Source organism: Mycoplana azooxidifex, from assembly GCF_014196765.1.
GTDB lineage: Bacteria > Pseudomonadota > Alphaproteobacteria > Rhizobiales > Rhizobiaceae > Mycoplana > Mycoplana azooxidifex.
In genome coordinates, this window is sequence record NZ_JACIEE010000007.1 from 102912 (window position 1) to 122614 (window position 19703).

The 19703-nt window shown below is 65.8% G+C and carries 19 protein-coding genes; 6 read left to right on the top strand and 13 right to left on the bottom strand.

Annotated features, from left to right (window positions below; translation table 11 throughout):
• Window positions 1-12: 12 nt before the first annotated feature.
• A complete protein-coding gene (locus tag GGQ64_RS17185; RefSeq protein ID WP_246422740.1) occupies window positions 13-585 on the bottom strand; it encodes a TetR/AcrR family transcriptional regulator in 573 nt (190 codons plus the stop codon).
• Between the two features lie 201 nt (window positions 586-786).
• Here GGQ64_RS17185 and GGQ64_RS17190 point away from each other — a divergent pair, with 201 nt between their 5' ends.
• Window positions 787-1182: a RidA family protein gene (locus GGQ64_RS17190; protein ID WP_183806543.1), complete on the top strand. Its 396-nt coding sequence runs from the start codon at window positions 787-789 to the stop codon at window positions 1180-1182.
• Between the two features lie 150 nt (window positions 1183-1332).
• A complete protein-coding gene (locus tag GGQ64_RS17195) occupies window positions 1333-2955 on the top strand; it encodes an ABC-F family ATP-binding cassette domain-containing protein (RefSeq protein ID WP_183806544.1) in 1623 nt (540 codons plus the stop codon).
• 14 nt (window positions 2956-2969) lie between these two features.
• Here the strand turns inward: GGQ64_RS17195 and GGQ64_RS17200 are convergent, their stop codons facing one another.
• Complete coding sequence (locus GGQ64_RS17200; protein WP_183806545.1) at window positions 2970-3536, bottom strand: dienelactone hydrolase family protein; 567 nt, start codon at window positions 3534-3536, stop codon at window positions 2970-2972.
• A 38-nt stretch (window positions 3537-3574) separates the two neighbouring features.
• Window positions 3575-4381: a class D beta-lactamase gene (gene blaOXA, locus GGQ64_RS17205; RefSeq protein WP_183806546.1), complete on the bottom strand. Its 807-nt coding sequence runs from the start codon at window positions 4379-4381 to the stop codon at window positions 3575-3577.
• A 105-nt stretch (window positions 4382-4486) separates the two neighbouring features.
• On the opposite strand from blaOXA, the gene GGQ64_RS17210 reads away from it, so the two are divergent.
• Window positions 4487-5410: a LysR family transcriptional regulator gene (locus tag GGQ64_RS17210; protein ID WP_183806547.1), complete on the top strand. Its 924-nt coding sequence runs from the start codon at window positions 4487-4489 to the stop codon at window positions 5408-5410.
• Here the strand turns inward: GGQ64_RS17210 and GGQ64_RS17215 are convergent.
• Window positions 5404-6123 carry a hypothetical protein gene (locus GGQ64_RS17215; protein ID WP_246422741.1) on the bottom strand — a complete coding sequence of 240 codons (720 nt, stop codon included), beginning with the start codon at window positions 6121-6123 and terminating at the stop codon, window positions 5404-5406. The two genes, GGQ64_RS17210 and GGQ64_RS17215, sit on opposite strands and share 7 nt — an antisense overlap.
• A gap of 451 nt (window positions 6124-6574) precedes the next feature.
• On the opposite strand from GGQ64_RS17215, the gene GGQ64_RS17220 reads away from it, so the two are divergent.
• Window positions 6575-7816: an AGE family epimerase/isomerase gene (locus GGQ64_RS17220; protein WP_183806548.1), complete on the top strand. Its 1242-nt coding sequence runs from the start codon at window positions 6575-6577 to the stop codon at window positions 7814-7816.
• Between the two features lie 75 nt (window positions 7817-7891).
• Here GGQ64_RS17220 and GGQ64_RS17225 read toward each other — a convergent pair whose 3' ends face one another.
• Window positions 7892-8785, bottom strand: coding sequence for a LysR family transcriptional regulator (locus tag GGQ64_RS17225; protein ID WP_183806549.1), 894 nt, complete (start codon window positions 8783-8785; stop codon window positions 7892-7894).
• A 101-nt stretch (window positions 8786-8886) separates the two neighbouring features.
• Here GGQ64_RS17225 and GGQ64_RS17230 point away from each other — a divergent pair, with 101 nt between their 5' ends.
• A complete protein-coding gene (locus tag GGQ64_RS17230; RefSeq protein ID WP_183806550.1) occupies window positions 8887-9627 on the top strand; it encodes an SDR family oxidoreductase in 741 nt (246 codons plus the stop codon).
• Window positions 9628-9664: 37 nt separating this feature from the next.
• Window positions 9665-9877, top strand: a complete 213-nt coding sequence (locus tag GGQ64_RS17235) for a tautomerase family protein (protein ID WP_183806551.1) — start codon at window positions 9665-9667, stop codon at window positions 9875-9877.
• A gap of 87 nt (window positions 9878-9964) precedes the next feature.
• On the opposite strand, the gene GGQ64_RS17240 is transcribed toward GGQ64_RS17235, so the two are convergent.
• The 8 genes from GGQ64_RS17240 to GGQ64_RS17275 all read right to left on the bottom strand — a co-directional run bounded on the left by GGQ64_RS17240 (window position 9965) and on the right by GGQ64_RS17275 (window position 19555).
• Window positions 9965-12934 carry a DNA translocase FtsK gene (locus GGQ64_RS17240; protein ID WP_183806552.1) on the bottom strand — a complete coding sequence of 990 codons (2970 nt, stop codon included), beginning with the start codon at window positions 12932-12934 and terminating at the stop codon, window positions 9965-9967.
• Window positions 12935-13169: 235 nt separating this feature from the next.
• Window positions 13170-14360, bottom strand: a complete 1191-nt coding sequence (locus GGQ64_RS17245; protein WP_183806553.1) for a hypothetical protein — start codon at window positions 14358-14360, stop codon at window positions 13170-13172.
• A gap of 119 nt (window positions 14361-14479) precedes the next feature.
• Window positions 14480-15082 (bottom strand): DUF922 domain-containing Zn-dependent protease, encoded by a 603-nt coding sequence (locus GGQ64_RS17250; protein ID WP_183806554.1) that lies wholly within the window; start codon window positions 15080-15082, stop codon window positions 14480-14482.
• Window positions 15083-15095: 13 nt separating this feature from the next.
• Window positions 15096-15800: an SDR family oxidoreductase gene (locus GGQ64_RS17255; protein ID WP_183806555.1), complete on the bottom strand. Its 705-nt coding sequence runs from the start codon at window positions 15798-15800 to the stop codon at window positions 15096-15098.
• A 136-nt stretch (window positions 15801-15936) separates the two neighbouring features.
• The gene (locus tag GGQ64_RS17260; protein WP_183806556.1) at window positions 15937-17067 is read right to left on the bottom strand and encodes an RHE_PE00001 family protein; all 1131 of its coding nucleotides are present in this window, start codon (window positions 17065-17067) and stop codon (window positions 15937-15939) included.
• A gap of 74 nt (window positions 17068-17141) precedes the next feature.
• Complete coding sequence (locus GGQ64_RS17265) at window positions 17142-17903, bottom strand: amino acid ABC transporter ATP-binding protein (RefSeq protein ID WP_183806557.1); 762 nt, start codon at window positions 17901-17903, stop codon at window positions 17142-17144.
• Window positions 17900-18580 (bottom strand): amino acid ABC transporter permease, encoded by a 681-nt coding sequence (locus GGQ64_RS17270; protein ID WP_183806558.1) that lies wholly within the window; start codon window positions 18578-18580, stop codon window positions 17900-17902. The genes GGQ64_RS17265 and GGQ64_RS17270 overlap by 4 nt, the downstream gene beginning before the upstream one ends.
• 201 nt (window positions 18581-18781) lie before the next feature.
• On the bottom strand, window positions 18782-19555 hold the full coding sequence (locus GGQ64_RS17275; protein WP_183806559.1) for an amino acid ABC transporter substrate-binding protein: 774 nt from the start codon (window positions 19553-19555) through the stop codon (window positions 18782-18784).
• Window positions 19556-19703: the final 148 nt, after the last annotated feature.

A 19703-nucleotide genomic window follows, 5' to 3' on the forward strand; every position in this document is an offset into this window, starting at 1 on the left:
CTCCGCCCTCGCTCAATCGGCTTTCGCAAGAAGGCCGGACGCCAGGCAACGGAATGCTTCGAGTGCCTTCGCCAGGACGTCCTGAGGCTCGGTGCTGGCCGCGATCCAGAGCGCGGCGTTCAAGGCGGCGCCGTTCAGAAGCCGCGCGGCCGCCTCGGGATCGACCGGCTTTAGGCGGCCCTCCGCAACCAGGCCCTGGACCTTGGCGAGCGTCGCCTGCAGGCAGTTGTTCTGGCTCGGCCACTGCGACGGATCGCCTAGAAACGCCGGTCCGTCGAGCAGCACGATACGCTGCACCTCCGGCTCCAAGGCCATCTCGATATAGGCCCTTCCTTCTTCCAGAAGACCCTGCCAGTCATCTCCGGCTGCGTCCCCGATCGCCTTCGCGCGCGCCGCCATCTCGCCGTCGATGCGATCCACCACGGCCTGGAGCAGCCCGCGCTTGTCGCCGAAATTATGGTACAAGGCACCGCGCGTCAGCCCCGCAGCGGCGGTCAGATCGTCCATCGAGGCGTTCGCGTAGCCCTTCTCGGCGAACGCCTTGCGCGCTGCCTGGATCAACTTGGCGCGAGTCTCCTCCATCATTTCCAAACGCCGGTTCGCTACCAACTCGGACTCCATTTATTCAGATACATTACGTATATGGATTGACATACGCAACGTATGCCAATATCTCTACATACGCGACGTATATCAATATGCTTCGTTCATGGGAAGCCCCACGCGGGGATCCAAGCAGACGATGCGCACCCGAAACAATGACCGACAACTGAAGGAAGAGAACCAATGCAGCGCGAACTGATCTTTCCGGAAAATCGTCATAGCCTCTATGAAAAACACCGCTATTCGGCGGCCATCCGCTCCGGCGACCTGCTGTTCGTCTCCGGCCAGGTCGGCAGCCGCCAGGACGGCACACCGGAACCCGACTTCGAACGCCAGGTACAGCTCGCCTATGACAGCCTGAGCGCCGTCCTCGCCGCCGCCGGCTGCACGCTCGACGACGTGGTGGATGTCACGACGTTCCACACCGACCCGGCCAACCAGTTAGACACCATCATGAAGGTTCGCGAGGGCGTGCTTGGCGGCCCACCCTATCCGAACTGGACCGCGATCGGCGTCAACTGGCTGTCGGGCTTCGACTTCGAGATCAAGGCGATCGCCCGCATTCCCGAAAAGAGCTAGCACCGGGCGCCATGCCATCCGCCCCGCCGGGGCTGGTGCTGCGCGATCTGCTGATGTATCTGGCAGCCTTCCAATGGTGCTTTGATGGATCGCGACCGGTTTCGCGATCCATGACATGACGGCGCCGCAACAGACGGAACGCGCCGCCAGATGATACGTATCGAGAACGTCAGCAAGCAGAACAGCCACCGCCTTCTCTTCATCGAGGCATCGGCCGCCCTCAACAAGGGCGAGAAGATCGGACTTGTCGGCCCGAACGGCGCCGGCAAGACCACGCTGTTCCGGATGATCACCCAGCAGGAGATCCCCGACGAGGGGCAGGTCTCCACCGAGAAGGGCGTCACCGTCGGTTATTTCGACCAGGACGTGGGCGAGATGGGCGGACACAGCGCCGTTGCCGAGGTCATGAACGGTGCGGGACCGGTCAGCGAGGTCGCAGCCGAATTGCGCGCGCTGGAAGCCGAGATGGTCGATCCCGACAAGCTCGACGAGATGGACCGGATCATCGAGCGCTACGGCGAGGTGCAGGCGCGCTACGAGGAACTGGACGGCTATGCGCTGGAGGGCCGGGCACGCGAGGTCCTGGCGGGCCTGAGCTTCAGCCAGGAGATGATGGACGGCGACGTCGGCAAGCTCTCCGGCGGCTGGAAGATGCGCGTGGCGCTGGCGCGTATCCTTCTGATGCGGCCGGACGCGATGTTGCTCGACGAGCCAAGCAACCACCTGGACCTCGAAAGCCTGATCTGGCTCGAAGAGTTCCTCAAGACCTATGACGGCGCCCTGCTGATGACCTCGCACGACCGCGAATTCATGAACCGGATCGTCGGCAAGATCATCGAGATCGACGGCGGATCGCTCACCACCTATTCCGGCGACTACGCCTTCTACGAACAGCAACGGGCGCAGAACGAGAAGCAGCAGCAGGCCCAATTCGAACGCCAGCAGGCGATGCTGGCCAAGGAGATCAAGTTCATCGAGCGCTTCAAGGCGCGCGCGTCGCATGCGGCCCAGGTGCAGAGCCGGGTGAAGAAGCTCGACAAGATCGATCGAGTCGAGCCTCCGCGCCGCCGCCACACCGTCGCCTTCGACTTCCTGCCGGCACCGCGCTCGGGCGAGGACGTGATCAACATCAAGGGCGTTCACAAGACATACGGCAGCCGGACCATCTACGAAGACCTGGACTTCATGGTCCGCCGGCGCGAGCGCTGGTGCATCATGGGGATAAACGGCGCCGGCAAATCGACGCTGCTGAAACTGGTGGCGGGCTCGGCCGAGCCGGACAAGGGCCGCATCACAATCGGCGCCGGCGTCAAGCTCGGCTATTTCGCCCAGCACGCCATGGACCTGCTCGACGGCGACAGCACCATCCTCCAATGGCTCGAGGAGGCCTTCCCGAAGGCGGGCCAAGCGCCGCTGCGTGCGCTTTCAGGCTGCTTCGGCTTTTCCGGCGACGACGTGGAGAAGAAGTGCCGGGTCCTTTCCGGTGGCGAGAAGGCGCGGCTGGTGATGGCGCGGATGCTGTTCGATCCGCCGAACCTGCTCGTGCTCGACGAGCCGACCAACCACCTCGACCTCGACACCAAGGAAATGCTGATCAAGGCGCTTTCGCAATACGAAGGCACGATGCTGTTCGTCTCGCACGACCGTCATTTCCTCGCCGCCTTGTCGAACCGGGTGTTGGAACTGACACCCGACGGCATCCACCAGTATGGCGGCGGCTATACGGAATATGTGGCGCGCACGGGCCAGGAGGCGCCGGGCCTGCGCAGTTGATTACCAGGCCGCCTTCAGAGCGGGGCGAGCAGCCGGTCGACGCGTTCCCACATCAGGGCGGCGGCACCGGCGTCATGGTCGGCCAGGGTCACATCGGCGAAGAGGTGCCCCGCACCCGGATAGGTGAACACCTCCAGCCGGATGGGCGATCCGGCAACTGCGGCGCGCCAGGCCGCGACCTCGTCGGACGGCTCGTAAGGGTCCGGATCGGCGAGGTGGACCTGGACCGGAGTGCCCGGCCAGGCATTTGCCGGCACTTCGGTAATGCTGTGCAGCAGGAGGACGCCGGCTGCTTGCGGCCTGTCGGGCCAGAGGCTTGCGGCAATGCCGGCACCCATGGAGAAACCACCGAGAACGGCATCCGCCGGCAGGTCGGCAATGGCGCTGGCCGCCCGCTCGCACAAGATCCCCCAGCCGATCTCGTCCTTGATGGCGAACCCCTCTTCCACCGTTGCGGCCACCCGGCCCGCATAGAGATCGGGCGTCACCACCTGATGCCCGCCGGCGCGAAGACGCCGAGCTGCCTCCCGTTCCAGCGGGCGAAGGCCATAGACGGAATGAAACAGTGCCACGGTGGCCATGACGATCTCCCTTGCCGAATGTCGTCTGGCAACGACGTCTACTCCGTCGGCACCAGCGACGGAAACTCCTTGAACAGCCCATCGCGGACGCGGGCGCCCGCCGAACCCTTCTGCCTTTTCTCTTCCTGCACCAGCCGTGCGAACACCAGTGTCCGTTCGCCCCGCGTTGCCCAGCCGACATACCAGCCCCACGGGTGGTCATAGTCGAATGCGCCGTCCTGCTTGCGCGGATAGGCCATGCCGGTCTTGCCCTTTGCGGTCCAGCCGTCCGGCAGTTCCGTCGTCTCCATGATCTTCATCGTCATGTCCGTCGCGCGGGACGAGACCGGCAGTTCACGGTTCACCAGCTTGCGGAGAAAGGCAACCTGCTCGAGCGGCGAGATCTTCAGGGAAGAGGAGATCCAGGCACGCTCCAGCCCGTTGTTCTTGTCGGGATCGCCACCAAAGTCGGCATTGCCGTAGCCGAACTTCACCGCGTAGTGGTGAAGGTTCTGTTCCCCCAGCGATTGCGCCATCACCTGCGAGAACCAGACGACGGAATATTTCATCCACCGCGTCGGATCGGTCGCCTGCGTCCAGTTCTCGCCGCCCCAGTCCGCATAACCCTCGCGGAAGGGGAGCTTCGGCGCATGAGCGTCCGCCAGGAAGCCGGAATCGTAGCCCATCAGGCTGAGCGCCACCTTAAACGTCGAGGCCGGCGTGTAGCGCTCGGCGCAATTTCCCTGCTCGACCAGCGCCGTGCCGGTGGCGGCGTCAGCCACGACCGTACAAATTGTCTTGGCTTGCGCCGGCATAGCCAGGCCGACGGCTGCGAGAACGCCGAGATAGGCAAAATAGATTTTCATCGAATTTCCTCCGTTCGCAATGTTTCGACAGAGTGCTACCAGCGGTTTGACGGTTGGGCAAAGGAGGAATACTGGGATCTGGCATTAGAAAAACTGGGGGAAGCCATGGTACGGCCACATCTGCCGCTGAACGCCTTTCGCGCCTTCGAGGCCTCCGCCCGGCACCTGAGCTTCACCAGGGCGGCCATCGAGCTGAACGTGACGCAGGCGGCCGTGAGCCACCAGGTCAAGGGGCTGGAGGACCAACTCGGCATGGTGCTGTTCAAGCGCCTGCCGCGCGGGCTGATGATCACGCCGGAGGGCGAGAGCCTGCTCCCGGTCCTGCGCGACAGCTTCGATCGCATGGCCGCGGCGGTCGAGCGCCTTCGCGGCGAAAAGATCCGCGAGATCCTGACGGTCGGTGCGGTCGGAACCTTCGCCGTCGGCTGGCTGTTGCCCCGGCTTGCAGGCTTCGCCGAGCGCCATCCCTTCATCGACCTTCGGCTGTCGACCAACAACAACCGCGTGGATCTGGCAGCGGAGGGGCTGGATTTCGCGATCCGCTTCGGCGACGGGGCCTGGCACGGGACGGAGGCGGCAGGGCTGTTCGCAGCCCCGCTGTCGGCACTATGCGTCCCGCATATCGCGCGCGAGCTGCGCCAGCCGTCCGACCTTTTCGGCCGCACGCTGCTGCGCTCCTACCGCCCCGACGAGTGGATCCGCTGGTTCGAGGCGGCGAAACTGCCGCGCGCCGTCCAACGTCACAGCAGCATTGTCTTCGACACCTCGCTTGCCATGATGGAGGCCATCCTGCAGGGCGCCGGCGTGGGCCTGGCGCCGCCGTCGATGTTCGAACGTCAGTTGACGTCAGGGGCGATCGTGCAGCCGTTCGACATCAGCGTGCCGGTCGGCAGCTACTGGCTGACCCGGCTGCAGTCCCGGACGATGACGCCGGCGATGGCGGCTTTCCGCAACTGGCTTGTCGCGGAATCGGAGACAGCTGGATCCGGCCGGGAATCGGACCTCAGCGCGGGACCGCCCCCTCAATAGCACGGCGGATAGGGGTAGTAGCCACATGGCGGTGGCGGCGCGTAGTAGTACGGCCGGGCCGCCACGGCCGCAGCCCCGATCGCCGCGCCCGCCGCCACCCCCGCACCGTAGTAGGCGGGATGCGCATACCATCCGCCATGCCAGACCGGCGCATGCCGCCATCCGCCGCCGGCGACGACGGCGCCGCCATGGGGGCCACGGGCCGCGAACCAGTCGATGAACAGCGATGCAGGCCCGTCAGCGCCGGCAATCTCTCCCTCCAGCACCGAAACGTCGAAGGTCAGGACATTGCCTTCGAGCTTCGGCGCCTTCAGCACGACGACAGCATCCTGGACCGACTGTCCGTCGCGGCCGAAGACCGAGATGGTCGCATTGGGCGGATCCTTGGCGAAGCTGTCCTTGCCCTCGTCCCACTGACCGATGAACTGGGCCGTCGGAACATGACCCGCCGCGCGGACGGGCCGATCGGCAAAGACGATAGTGCTCGGGCCGAAGTTCGTCATCGTCAGCTTTCCGTCGGCAAGGCTCGCTCCTCCGGAGTTGATGACCGCCAGCGATGGCACCATCTGCTGCGAATGGGCGCCGACCGTCTTCTGCGCCGGCGCGGAGATCGCGTCCTGGGCGGCCGCGGAACCGGCGGCGACGGCGGCGACGGCGGCGCCGGCGGCGCCGAACAGGATCGTGAGAGAAAGAATGCGCGTGCTGTATTTCATCGCCGAAAGCTCCCCTGCTCGCCCGGCTACGCATCTCAGGCTATGCCGTTCGACTTCGCGCCGGGCGGATTTCATGGACATGATGCGTCGAAAGCGAATTCGTACGCACCCGGTCACGTGAGGCGTGACCGAACTTGTAAATGAAGATTTTCGCTGCAGTATTCGGGATGCCCGGGCCATCGTCCCAATTGGCGGCCCAAGTATCGGCGAACTCTACGCGAACGTATATGAGCTGTAAATAATATATTGGGTCAGTGATGTAGCCTCTCCAAACTTGCCCTCCCATCCGTTCTGGGCCATAACTCGCCCCCCATTCTGTCGAGGCCAGCCGGAACCTTTCGCCAACCGAGAACCGTGCGCGCGACGCTCACGCCGCGGTGGCGAAGGACTGCTCTGGCAGCCGGCAGCACGTCTGTCGTCGGCGGCCGAAGAAAGCACGAGGAGTACGAATATGGGTACGAACGGACAGCTCGATCTCGCCTGGCGCAACCGCGCCTATCACCGCGAGTGGCTGTGGAACCAGGCGAACCGCCTCTTCGATTTCTTCCAGAACCGCACGTTCAATCCGAACGGCGGCTTTTACGAACTCGACGTCGAGGGCCGGCCGCTCAATGCCGGCAATCCCATCCGCGGCATCCATTCCACGGCGCGCATGGTTCATTGCTTCGCCATCGGCAGCCTGCTCGGCCGCCCGGGCTCCGACGACATCGTCGACCACGGCATGAAGTATCTCTGGGAAAAGCATCGCGACGCCGAGCGCGGCGGCTATCACTGGTCGCTCGACAATTCCGGCCTGCTCGACGCCACCAAGCAGGGCTACGGCCATGCCTTCGTCCTGCTCGCCGCCTCGAGCGCGAAGGTGGCGGGGCACCCGGACGCCGACCGGTTGATCGCCGACGTCACGGGCGTGCTCAACGACCGCTTCTGGGAAGAGAAGCATGGCGCGATCGCCGAGGAGTTTGCGGACGACTGGTCGGCCGTGCCCGGCTATCGCGGCCAGAACTCCAACATGCACCTGACGGAAGCCCTGATGGCCGCCTTCGAGGCGACCGGCGACAACGCCTACCTGAAGAAAGCCGAGAGCATCGCCGACCTGGTCATCCGCCGCAAGGCAGGAGAAAACGGCTTCCGGGTCCCGGAGCATTTCGACGAGAACTGGGCGGTGGACAAGGGCTATACCGGCAACGAGATGTTCCGCCCGTCGGGCACGACGCCCGGCCACTGGCTGGAATGGGCGCGGCTGGTCCTGCAGCTCTGGGCGCTGGGCGGCAGGAAGCACGACTGGATGCCCGAAGCGGCCAGGGCGCTGTTCTCGCAGTCGGTCGAACTCGGCTGGGACAAGGACAAGGGCGGCTTCTTCTATACGCTCGACTGGAACGACCAGCCCGCCAGGCGTGAAAAGCTCTGGTGGCCGATGGCAGAGGGCGCCGGTGCTGCCGCCTTCCTCTGCGACCATCTGCCGAGCGAATTCCACGAGACCTGGTACCGCCGCATCTGGGACGGCATTTCCCGCCACTTCATCGACCAGGATCGCGGCGGCTGGCACGAGGAACTGAACGAAGACCTCGCCCCGAGCTACACGCTCTTCGCCGGCAAGGGCGACATCTACCATGCCCTGCAGGCCTGCCTGATCCCGCTCTACCCGGCAACCGGCAGCCTGACGAAGGCCATCGCCGAGGCGGGCGGCAAGTAGCCGCCCTTCCCCCCTGCATCGCGGTACGGTTTTCCCTTGTTTCGGGGGTGACTTAGCCGCGTTGCGGGGGCTCCCTTATAGATCCACCTTGCGAAAAAGCTCGATCGCCCAATCGAGAAACACGCGCAGTCGCGGGGCCGCGTGACGGTTCTGCGGATAGAGCGCCGACAACGGCGTCGGCGAAGGCCGATGGCCCGGCAGGACTTCGACGAGGCTGCCCCGCTCGAGGTCTTGCTTCAGCCGGTAGAGCGGCGCCTGGATGAGCCCGTAGCCGAGACGCGCCAAGTCGGCCATTGTGTCGGAATTGTTGACCGTGATGCGCGACGGCAGCCGGACATGGCTGATTTCGCCGCCCTCCTGAAATTCCAGCGGCATGACCTGCCCCGTGCGGGAAGAAACGAAGCCGATGGCGAGGTGGCCGTCGAGATCGGCCGGCGCTCGCGGCATCCCGTGCCGCTCCAGGTAGTCCGGGCTCGCGCAGGTGATTTCCGTGATCGTTCCGAGGCGTCTGGCGATCATGTTGCTGTCGCCGAGCTCGCCGGCGCGAATGACGCAATCCACGCCTTCGCGGACGAGGTCGACCAGCCGGTCGCCCTGGCCAAGTTGCAGGTCGAGCAGGGGATAGCGGTCCAGAAAAGCGTTCAGGTGCGGCAGGAGGAAGGTCTGCGTCAGCAGCGGGTGGGCGTCGATCCGCAGGAGCCCGCGGGGTTCTGCCTCGTGAAACAGGCTCTCGGCCTCCTCCACCTCCGACAGGATCGCCACGCAACGTTCGTAGAACGCCTGGCCGTCCAGCGTCGGGCCGACATGTCGCGTGGTGCGCTCGAGCAGCCGGACGCCGAGGCTTCGTTCCAGAAGCTTGACGGCCTCGGTCACCGTCGATCGGGCGAGATTGAAGTCCGCCGCCGCCGCCGTAAAGCTGCGGCGTTCGACGATGCGGGCGAAGAGTTGCATGCGGTCCAGGCGGTCCATGGCAAATTGTTCGGCATTCGCGAATTGTGATGTCAAATAATAGGAAATTGTTCGCTGGCGGCAACTGCCCTACTTCGTCTGCATCGAAGAAGGAGAAAGCCATGACAAACAGTCAGCAACGAACCGCCATCGTCACGGGCGCCTCGAAGGGCATCGGCGCGGCCATCGCCTGCCGGCTGGCGGAAGACGGCATCGCCGTCGTCGTCAACTATGCCACGAACAGCCATGCGGCCGACGCGGTGGTGAGCAGCATCGAGGCTGCGAACGGACGCGCGGTCGCGGCAAAGGCCGACATCGGCAGCCGCACCGGGATCGCAGACCTGTTCGATATTGCCGAGAGCACCTTCGGCGCGGTCGATATCCTGGTGAACAATGCCGGGATGATGACGCTTTCGCCGCTTTCCGATGTGGACGACGACAGCTTCGAGCAGCAGGTCCAGACCAATCTCGGCGGCGTGTTCCGCGGCATGCGGGAGGCCGGCAAGCGCCTGCGCGACGGCGGGCGCATCATCAGCTTCTCGTCCAGCGTCGTCGGCCTGTACCAGCCGACCTATGGCGTCTATGCGGCGACCAAGGCGGCGGTCGAGGCGATGACCCATATCGTCGCCAAGGAACTCGGCCCGCGCGGCATCACCGTCAATGCCGTAGCCCCGGGGCCGGTGCAGACCGATCTCTTCATGACCGGCAAGAACGAGGCCCAGGTGCAGGCGATCACGAAGATGAACCCGATGGGCCGTCTCGGCCAGCCGGACGACATCGCCTCTGTCGTCGCCTTTCTGGCGAGCCCGGCCGGCGGCTGGGTCAACGGCCAGACGATCCGCGCCAATGGCGGCGTCGTCTGACGCCCTCCCGCAACCCGATCCGAGAAAGGACGTTTCCATGCCCTTCGTCAACATCAAGGTGCCGGAAGCCGCACTCACCCGCGCGCAGAAGGCCGAGATCGTTCACCGCGCGACGGAGATGCTCGTCGAGTACTTTTCCGAGGCTGCACGCCCGCACACGATGGTCCTCATCGAGGAGGTGAAGGACGGCGGCTACGCCCGCGCCGACGAGGTCTTCGTGATCCCCGACGCCTATCGCGCCCGGGACTGAACCGTTCGCCCGATCCCGTCCCCACCGCACGGTGGGCAAGATCGGGCCGGGGTTCTCGGACGTCGGACGGCGTCGGCGGAAGCGCGATCAATCCTCGTCGTCGACCGTCTCGACGGGGACCGCGCTCTCGCGGTTTCCGTTCAGGATCTCGCGCTTGCCGACATGGTTGGCCGGGCCGACGAGACCGTCGCGCTCCATCCGCTCGACCAGCGACGCGGCGCGGTTGTAGCCGATCGACAGGCGGCGCTGGATGTAGGAGGTCGAGCACTTGCGGTCGCGCATGACCACCTTGATCGCCTTCTCGTAGAGGTCGTTACCGTCCTCCTCGCCCATCGCCGACTTGTCGAAGACGGCGGTGTCTTCCGGCTCGTCCGGCTCCTCCTCGTCGGCATCCTCGGTGACGGTGCCGAGATATTCCGGGCGCCCCTGCGCCTTCAGGTGGGCGACGACCTGCTCGACCTCGGCATCCGAGACGAATGGCCCATGGACGCGGGCGATGCGGCCGCCGCCGACCATGTGCAGCATGTCGCCCTGCCCCAGCAGGTGTTCGGCCCCCTGTTCGCCGAGGATCGTGCGGCTGTCGATCTTGGAGGTGACCTGGAAGGAGATGCGGGTCGGGAAGTTGGCCTTGATCGTACCGGTGATGACGTCGACCGACGGGCGCTGGGTGGCCATGATCAGGTGGATGCCGGCCGCGCGCGCCATCTGCGCCAGCCGCTGGATCGCCCCTTCGATCTCCTTGCCTGCGACCATCATCAGGTCGGCCATCTCGTCGACGATGACGACGATGTAGGGCATCGGCGTGAGGTCCATCTCCTCCTGCTCGTAGGTCGGCTCGCCGGTGGAACGGTCGAAGCCCTTCGGCACGTCGCACATCACCGTCTCGCCATTGGCGCGGGCGGCGGCGGCGCGGGCGTTGAAGCCGTCGATGTTGCGCACGCCGAGCCGCGACATCTTGCGATAGCGATCCTCCATCTCGCGCACCGCCCACTTCAACGCCATCACCGCCTTCTTCGGATCGGTGACGACGGGGGTCAGAAGGTGCGGGATGCCGTCATAGACCGACAGCTCCAGCATCTTCGGGTCGACCATGATCAGGCGGCATTCCTCCGGCTTCAGCCGGTAGAGCAGCGACAGGATCATTGTGTTGATCGCGACCGACTTGCCCGAGCCGGTGGTGCCGGCGACGAGCAGGTGCGGCATCTTTGCCAACTCGGCCACGACAGGCTCGCCGCCGATCGTCTTGCCGAGGCAAAGCGCCAGCTTGAACTTCGTCTCCCAGTAGCTCTCGCACTCGATCAGTTCGCGGAAATAGACCGTCTCGCGCACGGCATTCGGCAGCTCGATGCCGATGACGTTGCGGCCGGGGACGACGGCGACACGCGCCGACAGTGCCGACATGGAGCGGGCGATGTCGTCTGCGAGGCCGATCACGCGGGAGGACTTGACCCCCGGCGCCGGCTCAAACTCATAGAGGGTGACGACCGGGCCCGGGCGCACGTCGATGATCTCGCCCTTGACGCCGAAGTCCTCGAGGATGCTCTCGAGCAGGCCCGCACTCTGTTCCAGCGCCTCCTGCGTCATCGTGTGCGCCTGCTCGTCGGCGGGCTGCTGCAACAGATCGACCGGAGGGAATTCGTAGTCCGGATTGACGTCCGCCGCGGCAAAGAGGCCGGAGCGGGGAAGCGAGCGCGAGGCGACCGGAGCGCGGGCGGCGGCAGGCACCGGCGCGGCCGGCACCATGGCCGTGGCGCGGCGATCCGCCTCCGCCGAGTCGGCGGCGACCAGGTTCGGCTCGACGCTTTGCTGAGCATCGGCTGCCTCGCCGGTGGAAGCCGGGGACAACGGACCGAGCGAAATCGTCGTGGTCGAGGACGCAGCCCATACTGGGCCGAGCTGGAAGGCGGCGAGCGACGGCAGGGCCGAAAGCGGCATGTAGCCGGGCGCGGCGGCATCCTTTACCAGCGGAACTGCTGTGTGCGTCGCCGGGTTCGGGACGGGTGCAACTGCGGTCCCTGTTGCCCTGGGCACACCCTGCGTATTCGCAGCAGGCTTATCCACCACGGCCTTGCTCGGGACTGGTGATGCCAGTTGCGGCGCCCGCGATGTGTCCGTTTTGCGAACGGCAACGAACGGCCTCGGGGCGGCGGGAAGCGCATTTCGTTCCGGCATGGTTCGGCCTGCAGGCGCGGCCGGACGGGAGGCTGACATGGCGCGCGCGGGCGTGGCTGCCGTGGTCGATGCAACGTGCCGGCCGCGGATGCTCACCTCGCGATAGAGGGAGGCCGCCGTCTCCGGACCGATATGGAAGGTCGGGACTGCGAGGCGGGGTGCGGGGGCGAAGCCTGCGAGATCGACATCGAGGCACATCGTGTCGAACAGGGCATGGTCGGAGATATGGAGGCCGAAGGCGCCTTGCTGCGTCGGAGCGGATGGCCCGGGGCTGACGGTTATGACGCTTGCGGCCGCTTTCGGATTTGCAGCGGCAGGAAAAATCGCGGCCGCCATCGTTGCGGTCGACCGTCCCTGTTCCGGCTGGCGGCTCGCCTCAGCCATTTCCCGCTTCAGCCGCAGATAGAGCGCGAGCGCGCCGTGATTGTCCACCACGCCGGCGACACTTGCGGACGGCAGCACAGGCTTGCCAGCTTCGGCGGGTGCGGCCGGCTGAACCCGCCCGGCGCCCTCGATCTTGCGCATGGCGGCACCGTCGATATCGGCGCGCGACGGATCGTCCGCGGGTGCCGCAGCTTTTTCGGCTTCGACGGTCGTGGGTTGCTGTTGCTCCATCCCGGCAGCGGCGACCGCTTCCTGCTTCTCTTCCGGAGCTTCGGCGTGCTTGCGCGCATAGGCGCTTTCCGGCGTCCGGGTGAAGCGGACATTGGGGCCGAGGATAAAGGCGCTCTGCCAGGCGGGCAGGTCGGTATCCGCCTTGACTTCACCCGTCACCGTCATGCCGGGCAGCGTCACATGCGGCGTCGGCCGCAGTCCATCGCCGCCCTCCTCGCCGCTTGCGGACTGATCGTTGACATTCGACGAGATCGTTCGGGAAAGACGCATGGAAACCTGCAACGCTGGAACTGGCGGAAGCTGTGAAAACCCCTGCGTCGGGAATAGAAAATAAAGGTTAACAGCCCCTTTCCGGCCGCCCCCTGCCGAGAAGCCCCGGAAGCGGAAAAAGGTCGATTTCAGCCAGTAAAAGGCAATATTTTCAAATTGATAATCGAACCGGGAATTTATGTTTGCGTCACGAGCTACGGAACTTGCGGCAGGCGACCGGCCTTGTGCTGCGGGATCACAGAAGAAGCAGCTTCTTGACGAGGGACAGGACGTCCTCGAACGAGATCTGGGTGAGCCCGACTATGGCAAACGGCAAGAGCGCCATCGCCGAGAGCGGAAGCACGGCGCTGCGCGAAAGGAGCCCGCCCTTCAGCTTCCTCGCCGCCTCGAAGAGCTTTGCCGGATCGGGTATGTCCGCGTCGGCAGGCGGCTCGGCCGTGCCGTCGGCGACTATGTTGCGCGACAGGATCTTGCGCTCGTCCTGTCGCTGGCGCTGCGTCGCAAGTGCTGCCGCCGCCAGCATCGTGTCTTCCCTGAGCCGCCGCAGCGGCCGGGCGAAAGCCGAGAGCGGATAGGCGAAGAAACCGAGCACGACGACGAGCCAGACCCCCATGACGGTCGTCAGCATCTTGACCGACAAGGTCTCAGCGCTGATGTGCTGGCCGAAGCTTGCCGCAAGCGCGCAGCTCAGGCCGAACATGAAGGTCATGTAGGCGTTCGGATAGTCGGCCAGGAAGGCAAGGCCGCCCTTGCCGTCCGGGTGGCTTGCCACCAGCCTGAGCTCCAGCCTGGCGATGGCGCGCAGCAATTGCGCCCAGACGAAGTGCCGCCAGAAGCCGCGCAGGACCAGGAACCAGAACAGCGGAAGGCTCACCAACAGCGCCCACCACCCGGCAAGCGTGATGTGCCGGCCCGCCTCGCTGCTGGAGGCCGCCCAGAAGTAGCTGTCGCCTTTCAGCTCGTATCGAAGCGCCCAGACGGAAAGGGCGTAGGCGATCAGGAGGCAGACGGCCTCGGCGATACGCGAGTTCCGCAGGCGCAGTGCCCGGTTCACCGCGCGGGCAGCCAAGGGCATCGATTCCGATGTGATCAGGGGCGCCGCCGCAAAGTGCCGCAGCTTCACCCGCAGCCGCTCCTCCACCTGCTCCTCGGCGAGGACGACGGCGCCGATCGCCAACACGAAACGCCCCCACAAGCCGACATCCGTGACGTAGGTCATACCGAACGGCCGCAGCCGGAGGCTGTCCGGCAGTGCGAGCACGAGTGGAACGAGCCAGGCGATGGCGACATAGATGAGTGCGCGTCGCCGAGCGTTCAGGGCGTCGCGGCGCAGGAGCCCCAGCCGCTTCTGCAACTCGAAGAACGGCCCGCCCCGATAGGCCAGGTAGTCGGCGATCTCGACGATCTGCGCTTGCTCCCCGGCCATCGCACGGCTCCCCCCGGCACGCGTTCCGCCGGGGGCGTGCACCCGCGGCAGGCATGATGCTAGCGCATCTCTCGGATTTTGCGGAAGAAATTCTTGCGGGCGACCAGGGGGCGTGCTCGTCAGCCGCCGCCGACGAAGTCCAGGATCAGCTGATGCACGTTGCCGCCCTCGCTGAGCTCCGTGCGGTCAAAATCGCGACTGCGCCCGCGCTGCTCCTGCGACAACTCGCCGAGCCGCCGGGTCAGCACCTTGCGGATCTTCTGGCAATCCGGATCGTCGGCGACAGTCAGGCCGATCGAATAGTCCTCGATCTGCCGCACAAGATCGACGATGAACTCGCCATGCACCCGCTCGTGGGTGCGCACGCCGGCGATGAAGGTTTCCCAGCGCGCGCCGAGCGCCGCCGGCAGCTTGCCGGAGGGCTTGGGCAGCATGGTGGTGATGATAAGCTTCGGCCGGTTGGTGGTGATGACGCAGCCGCCGTCGCGCGGCTCGTAGCGGCGGGTCCAGGTCAGCTTGAAATCGGTGAAGGCGATCGCCCGCCCGACGCCGACCTTCGGACCGTGCTCTCCGATCGAGCGGTAGAGCTCGATGCCGGTCGAGCCGCTGACCGCATAGGTCTTGACCTGCTCCACCGGTTGCCACGCCGTCTCTGCCGCCGCCGTTCCCGACAGCGGCATCGCCAGGAGAGGGCCGATCAGCGCTTTCAGCAAGGTTCCCATCGAGCCCCGCAAATCACACCGCCCGCGTCAGGCCGCCGTCGACGCGGATGTTCTGCCCGGTGATGTAGCCCGCACCCTCCGACACCAGGAAGGCGATCGTCGCGGCGATCTCGTCGCTGCTGCCGTAGCGCTGCATCGGCACGCTGGCGCGCCGTTCCGCGGTGCCGGGAAGGCTGTCGATCCAGCCGGGCAGCACGTTGTTCATGCGGATGTTGTCGGCCGCATAGGTGTCGGCGAAGATCTTGGTATAGGAGGCGAGGCCGGCCCGGAACACGGCGGAGGTGGGAAACATCGACGCCGGCTCGAAGGTCCAGGCGGTGGAGATGTTGACGATGGCGCCGGACTTCTGCGCCTGCATGATCGGGGCGACGAGGCGGACGGAGCGGATCACGTTCATCAGGTAGACGTCCAGTCCCTTGTGCCAGTCCTCGTCGGTGATATCGAGGATCGGCGCCCGCGGTCCGTGGCCGGCGCTATTGACCAGCGCGTCGATACGGCCCCAGTTCTGCATGGCGACCTCGACGAGCCGCTTGAGGTCGTCGTTGGACTGGTTGGAACCGGTCACGCCGACGCCGCCCAGTTCCTTGGCCAACGCCTCGCCCTTGCCCGAGGACGAAAGGATCGCGACGCGATAGCCGTCCGATGCCAGCCGCCTTGCAGCCGCTGCCCCCATGCCGCTGCCGCCAGCCGTGATGAGAGCCACCTTTTGCGTTGCCATGGGTTCGTCCTTCCCTGCGATGTGCCGTGTGGCGTTTTCGTGTCGGCGCGATCCTAAGCGGCCCTTGGCGGCAGGTCGAGCCCGGCGGGCTTGCGCGATGTGGAAATCGCAAGGTGACGGCGCCCCGACATCAGGCCTAAAGAATGCTCCAGGCCCTGAACCGCTCGCGCCCTGTGATCTCCCGCAGTTGCAACTCGGAGGCGAGGCCGAGCGCGCCCTGGATCGTGACACCCAGTTCCCGGGCGATGATGCCCGCGGAGACGACAGGCCGGGCGATGACCAGGTCCACGAGTTGGGGAAGCCGCGAATGGGCACGCTTCTTCACCAGCCGACGCTCGAGCTGCAGTCTGGCGAGCACCAGGCGGTCGTGCGTCTTCAGCCCCTGCGCCGCACCGAGCTCGAACGCCTCGAGAATGGCTGTGAGCCGTGAGAGCCGGTCGCGCGCATGTCGTCGCTCCCGCGGGACCGACCGGAGACCGGCATTGACGGCCGCGAGATGGGACACCGCCGGCCCCTCCTGCCGAAGGAACGCTGCGACGAGCTGGCGGCCGAGCCAGGGGATGTGCTGAAGCACCTGGAGCGTGTTCCAGGCGTCGAGCAGCAGAGCCGCCCGCAGGACCGGAGGCAGGCCCGCCGTGTCCTGCACGACGAGACGCCACTCCGAAAGCCGATCCTCCTCGTCCCAGTCGGCATCGTAGACGAGCGGATCGCGCTCGGAGGCGGCTTTTCGGGCGGGCGGCGAGGCGACGCCGTCGAGGATCGCGCTGCTGCGGGCGATCAGGGCATCGATCTCGGCGAAATCCATCCCCGAGCCGGCCTCGGCCACTTCGTCCGGCTGCTCGCTTGCGGCATCGACGGGCGCGGCAGGCCCGGACGGAACTGGCCCGCCGGCGTCCGGCATGTGCGCGGATGCCGGCTCCTGCCCGCGTCCGCGAAGCCGTGCAAGCCCGGGCGCACTGAGCGCCCACAGCGGCGGCTGGTCGAAGATCTGCCGCCGCGCGCGCAGGACGGAATGGGCGATGGTCAGTTCGTGGGTCGGCGTGCGCACGTCCATGCGCGCATCGTGCAGGACGAGATCCTCGACATGGACCAGCTCTCCGTCGACCCAGAGGGAAGCGGCCGCGTCGTGAAAATCCTGGCGCTCCAGGAAGCCGCCGCGGATCGTCGAGCGCAATACGCGTTCGTCCAGTCGCGCCAGGGCCTCCCCCGCCCGGCAGCAGGGAAGGAGCAGTGCCGAAAGATCGAGCTTGCCGGTTTCATAGCGCATGGCGGAACGATGTCCGACTCGATCAGCGAAAGCAAACCTGCTTTTCGCTTTCGCTCCGTGCCAGTCCCGCCGGTTCAGATTTCGTAGTCGACAGCCACGTTCAGCGAGGCGATGAAGCGCTTGGTGCGATCGCGTTCCGGACGGGAGAAGATCTTCGCAGGAGGTCCGCTCTCCACGATGACGCCGCCGTCGAGGAAGACCACCTTGTCGGCGACGCGGGAGGCGAGCCGCAGGTCGTGCGTCGCCATCATCATCGTCGTGCCCTCGCGGGCAAGCCGGCCGAGCACGTCCACCACCTCCTCGGCGAGTTCCGGGTCGAGCGCAGACGTCGGCTCGTCGCAGAGGAGCACACGCGGCGACGGCGCGAGCGCGCGGGCGATGGCGACGCGCTGCTGCTGGCCACCCGAAAGCGTCGCCGGCCAGGCGTCTGCCTTGTGCGCCATGCCAACCTTTTCCAGAAGCTCGAGCGCGCGGGCACGGGCACGGGCCGCCGGCCACTTCAGCACCGTCACCAGCCCTTCCATGACGTTTTCGATCGCGGTGCGGTGGGGAAAGAGCTGGAAGTTCTGGAACACCATGCCCGTCTGTCGCCGCAACCGCTGGATATCCGACCAGCCGACCCTGCCACCCGGCGAAAAGGACAGCGCCTCCTCGCCGATGCGCACCGAGCCGTTCGTCGGGATCTCGAGCAGGTTGACGCAGCGAAGCAGCGTGCTCTTGCCACCGCCCGACGGGCCGACGAGGGCCGTGACCGAGCCTTCCGCCATATCGACGCTGACATCCTTCAGGACGACGTTGTCGCCGAAGCGCTTCTCTATGTGGCTGAGCTCGATCATGCGCGCGCCTCCAGGAAGCCGCCATAGCGGGCAAAGCGCTTCTCCAGCCGCACCTGCAGGGCGGAGAGCACCGAGCTCATGGCAAGGTATATCAGGGCGGCGAGGATATAGAGGATCAGCGGCTCGTAGGTCGTGGCGACGATCCGCTGCGCGGTCTGGAACAGCTCGGGCACGGTGATCGCGGCTGCGAGCGAGGTGTCCTTGACGAGCGAGATGAAGGTGTTGGAAAGCGGCGGGACCGCGGTGCGCCCGGCCTGGGGCAGGATCGTGCGCCGCATCGCCTGCCCCCAGCTCATGCCGATCGAATAGGACGCCTCCCATTGTCCGCGCGGAACCGATGCGATCACCGCGCGGATGATCTCGGACGAATAGGCGCCGATGTTGAGCGTGAAGCCGATCAGCGCCGCCGGAAAGGCATCGAGCAGGATGCCCATGCTCGGCAGGCCGTAGAAGATGACGAACAGCTGGACGAGCAGCGGCGTGCCGCGGAAGATCCAGACATAGAAACGGGCGACGGCCACCAGCGGCCCCGGCGCGAATAGCCGGGTGATCGCCACCAGGAGCCCCAGCGCCAGCCCGAAGGCGAAGGACAGCAGCGTCAGCGGAATGGTGAACTTCAGCCCGGCCCAGAGCAGCGGACCGAGCGAATCGAGCATCAGTTGGAGCCAGTGCGGCAAGGGCGTTCCTACTCTTCGCGATGTAGCCGGATGCCTCCTGGAATACCGCTCCCTGCCCCCTTCCCACAAGAGGGGAACCGATGTGCGTCATCCTTCCCGATATCATATCGGGGAGTGCTGCCTGCGGTTCTTGTCAGGGGATGCAATTCGATTTCGGCATCGGGTGCCCCTCCCCTTGCGGGGAGGGGGTCTGGGAGGAACTTACTTCGATACGTCCTGGCCGAAATACTTGTCGGCGATCTTCTGGTAGGTGCCGTCGGCCTTGATGTCCGCCAGCGCCTTGTTCAGCGCCTCGACCAGTTCCGGCTCGCCCTTGCGCACGATGATGCCGGAGTATTCGGCATTGGCCTGCTCGGCTGCGATCTTCACGTTCGCGTCGGGCTTCTGCTTCTTGAAGTCGAGGAAGGACAGGCTGTCGTTGATCGTGGCGTCGGCGCGGCCGGTCAGAACCAACTGGATCGACTGGTCGAAGCCGTCGGTGCCGACGAGTTCGGCGCCGTTCGCCTCGGCCAGCTTGCCGAAGTTGGAGGTCAGCGACTGCGCCGCCTTCTTGCCCTTCAAGCCCTCGAAGCCGGCGATGCTGTCGTCATCGGCGCGCACGATCAGCACGGCCTTGGAGGCGATGTAGGGTTCGGAGAAGTCGTATTTCTGCTTGCGGGCATCGGTGATGCCAACCTGGTTGATCACCGCATCATAGCGGTTGGCGTCGAGGCCCGCGATCAGGCCGTCCCACTTGCCTTCCAGGAACTCCGCCTTCACGCCGAGCTTGGCTGCGACCGCCTCTCCGATCTCGACGTCGAACCCGACGAGCTTGCCGCTCGTGTCGTGATAGGTGAAGGGCGCATAGGTGCCCTCGGTGCCGATCTTGAGGACGCCCGCGGACTGGACGGCGGCGAGGTTCTCCCCGGCCGTGGCCGGAAGCAGGAATGCTGCCTGCACGAGGGTGGCGGTGGCGATGGTCTTGAACCAGGACATGTCGGTCTCCGTATCTGGTCATGAAAGTGATGGGAACTAAATCGCAGAATTCGACGCTCCGCGGAGCGCAGAAAACGGTGGCCGCAGGCAGCAATTGCAAAAAATTTTTCCGTTCTGGTCAAAATTTGCGCACTTGTCTGCCGGTCCC

What these genes read in the sequence shown, in the direction of transcription:
- GGQ64_RS17185 (WP_246422740.1), bottom strand. Translation starts at nt 585, where the DNA reads ATGATGGAGGAGACTCGCGCCAAGTTGATCCAGGCAGCGCGCAAGGCG.
- GGQ64_RS17190 (WP_183806543.1), top strand. Translation starts at nt 787, where the DNA reads ATGCAGCGCGAACTGATCTTTCCGGAAAATCGTCATAGCCTCTATGAA.
- GGQ64_RS17195 (WP_183806544.1), top strand. Translation starts at nt 1,333, where the DNA reads ATGATACGTATCGAGAACGTCAGCAAGCAGAACAGCCACCGCCTTCTC.
- GGQ64_RS17200 (WP_183806545.1), bottom strand. Translation starts at nt 3,536, where the DNA reads ATGGCCACCGTGGCACTGTTTCATTCCGTCTATGGCCTTCGCCCGCTG.
- blaOXA (WP_183806546.1), bottom strand. Translation starts at nt 4,381, where the DNA reads ATGAAAATCTATTTTGCCTATCTCGGCGTTCTCGCAGCCGTCGGCCTG.
- GGQ64_RS17210 (WP_183806547.1), top strand. Translation starts at nt 4,487, where the DNA reads ATGGTACGGCCACATCTGCCGCTGAACGCCTTTCGCGCCTTCGAGGCC.
- GGQ64_RS17215 (WP_246422741.1), bottom strand. Translation starts at nt 6,123, where the DNA reads ATGAAATACAGCACGCGCATTCTTTCTCTCACGATCCTGTTCGGCGCC.
- GGQ64_RS17220 (WP_183806548.1), top strand. Translation starts at nt 6,575, where the DNA reads ATGGGTACGAACGGACAGCTCGATCTCGCCTGGCGCAACCGCGCCTAT.
- GGQ64_RS17225 (WP_183806549.1), bottom strand. Translation starts at nt 8,785, where the DNA reads ATGGACCGCCTGGACCGCATGCAACTCTTCGCCCGCATCGTCGAACGC.
- GGQ64_RS17230 (WP_183806550.1), top strand. Translation starts at nt 8,887, where the DNA reads ATGACAAACAGTCAGCAACGAACCGCCATCGTCACGGGCGCCTCGAAG.
- GGQ64_RS17235 (WP_183806551.1), top strand. Translation starts at nt 9,665, where the DNA reads ATGCCCTTCGTCAACATCAAGGTGCCGGAAGCCGCACTCACCCGCGCG.
- GGQ64_RS17240 (WP_183806552.1), bottom strand. Translation starts at nt 12,934, where the DNA reads ATGCGTCTTTCCCGAACGATCTCGTCGAATGTCAACGATCAGTCCGCA.
- GGQ64_RS17245 (WP_183806553.1), bottom strand. Translation starts at nt 14,360, where the DNA reads ATGGCCGGGGAGCAAGCGCAGATCGTCGAGATCGCCGACTACCTGGCC.
- GGQ64_RS17250 (WP_183806554.1), bottom strand. Translation starts at nt 15,082, where the DNA reads ATGGGAACCTTGCTGAAAGCGCTGATCGGCCCTCTCCTGGCGATGCCG.
- GGQ64_RS17255 (WP_183806555.1), bottom strand. Translation starts at nt 15,800, where the DNA reads ATGGCAACGCAAAAGGTGGCTCTCATCACGGCTGGCGGCAGCGGCATG.
- GGQ64_RS17260 (WP_183806556.1), bottom strand. Translation starts at nt 17,067, where the DNA reads ATGCGCTATGAAACCGGCAAGCTCGATCTTTCGGCACTGCTCCTTCCC.
- GGQ64_RS17265 (WP_183806557.1), bottom strand. Translation starts at nt 17,903, where the DNA reads ATGATCGAGCTCAGCCACATAGAGAAGCGCTTCGGCGACAACGTCGTC.
- GGQ64_RS17275 (WP_183806559.1), bottom strand. Translation starts at nt 19,555, where the DNA reads ATGTCCTGGTTCAAGACCATCGCCACCGCCACCCTCGTGCAGGCAGCA.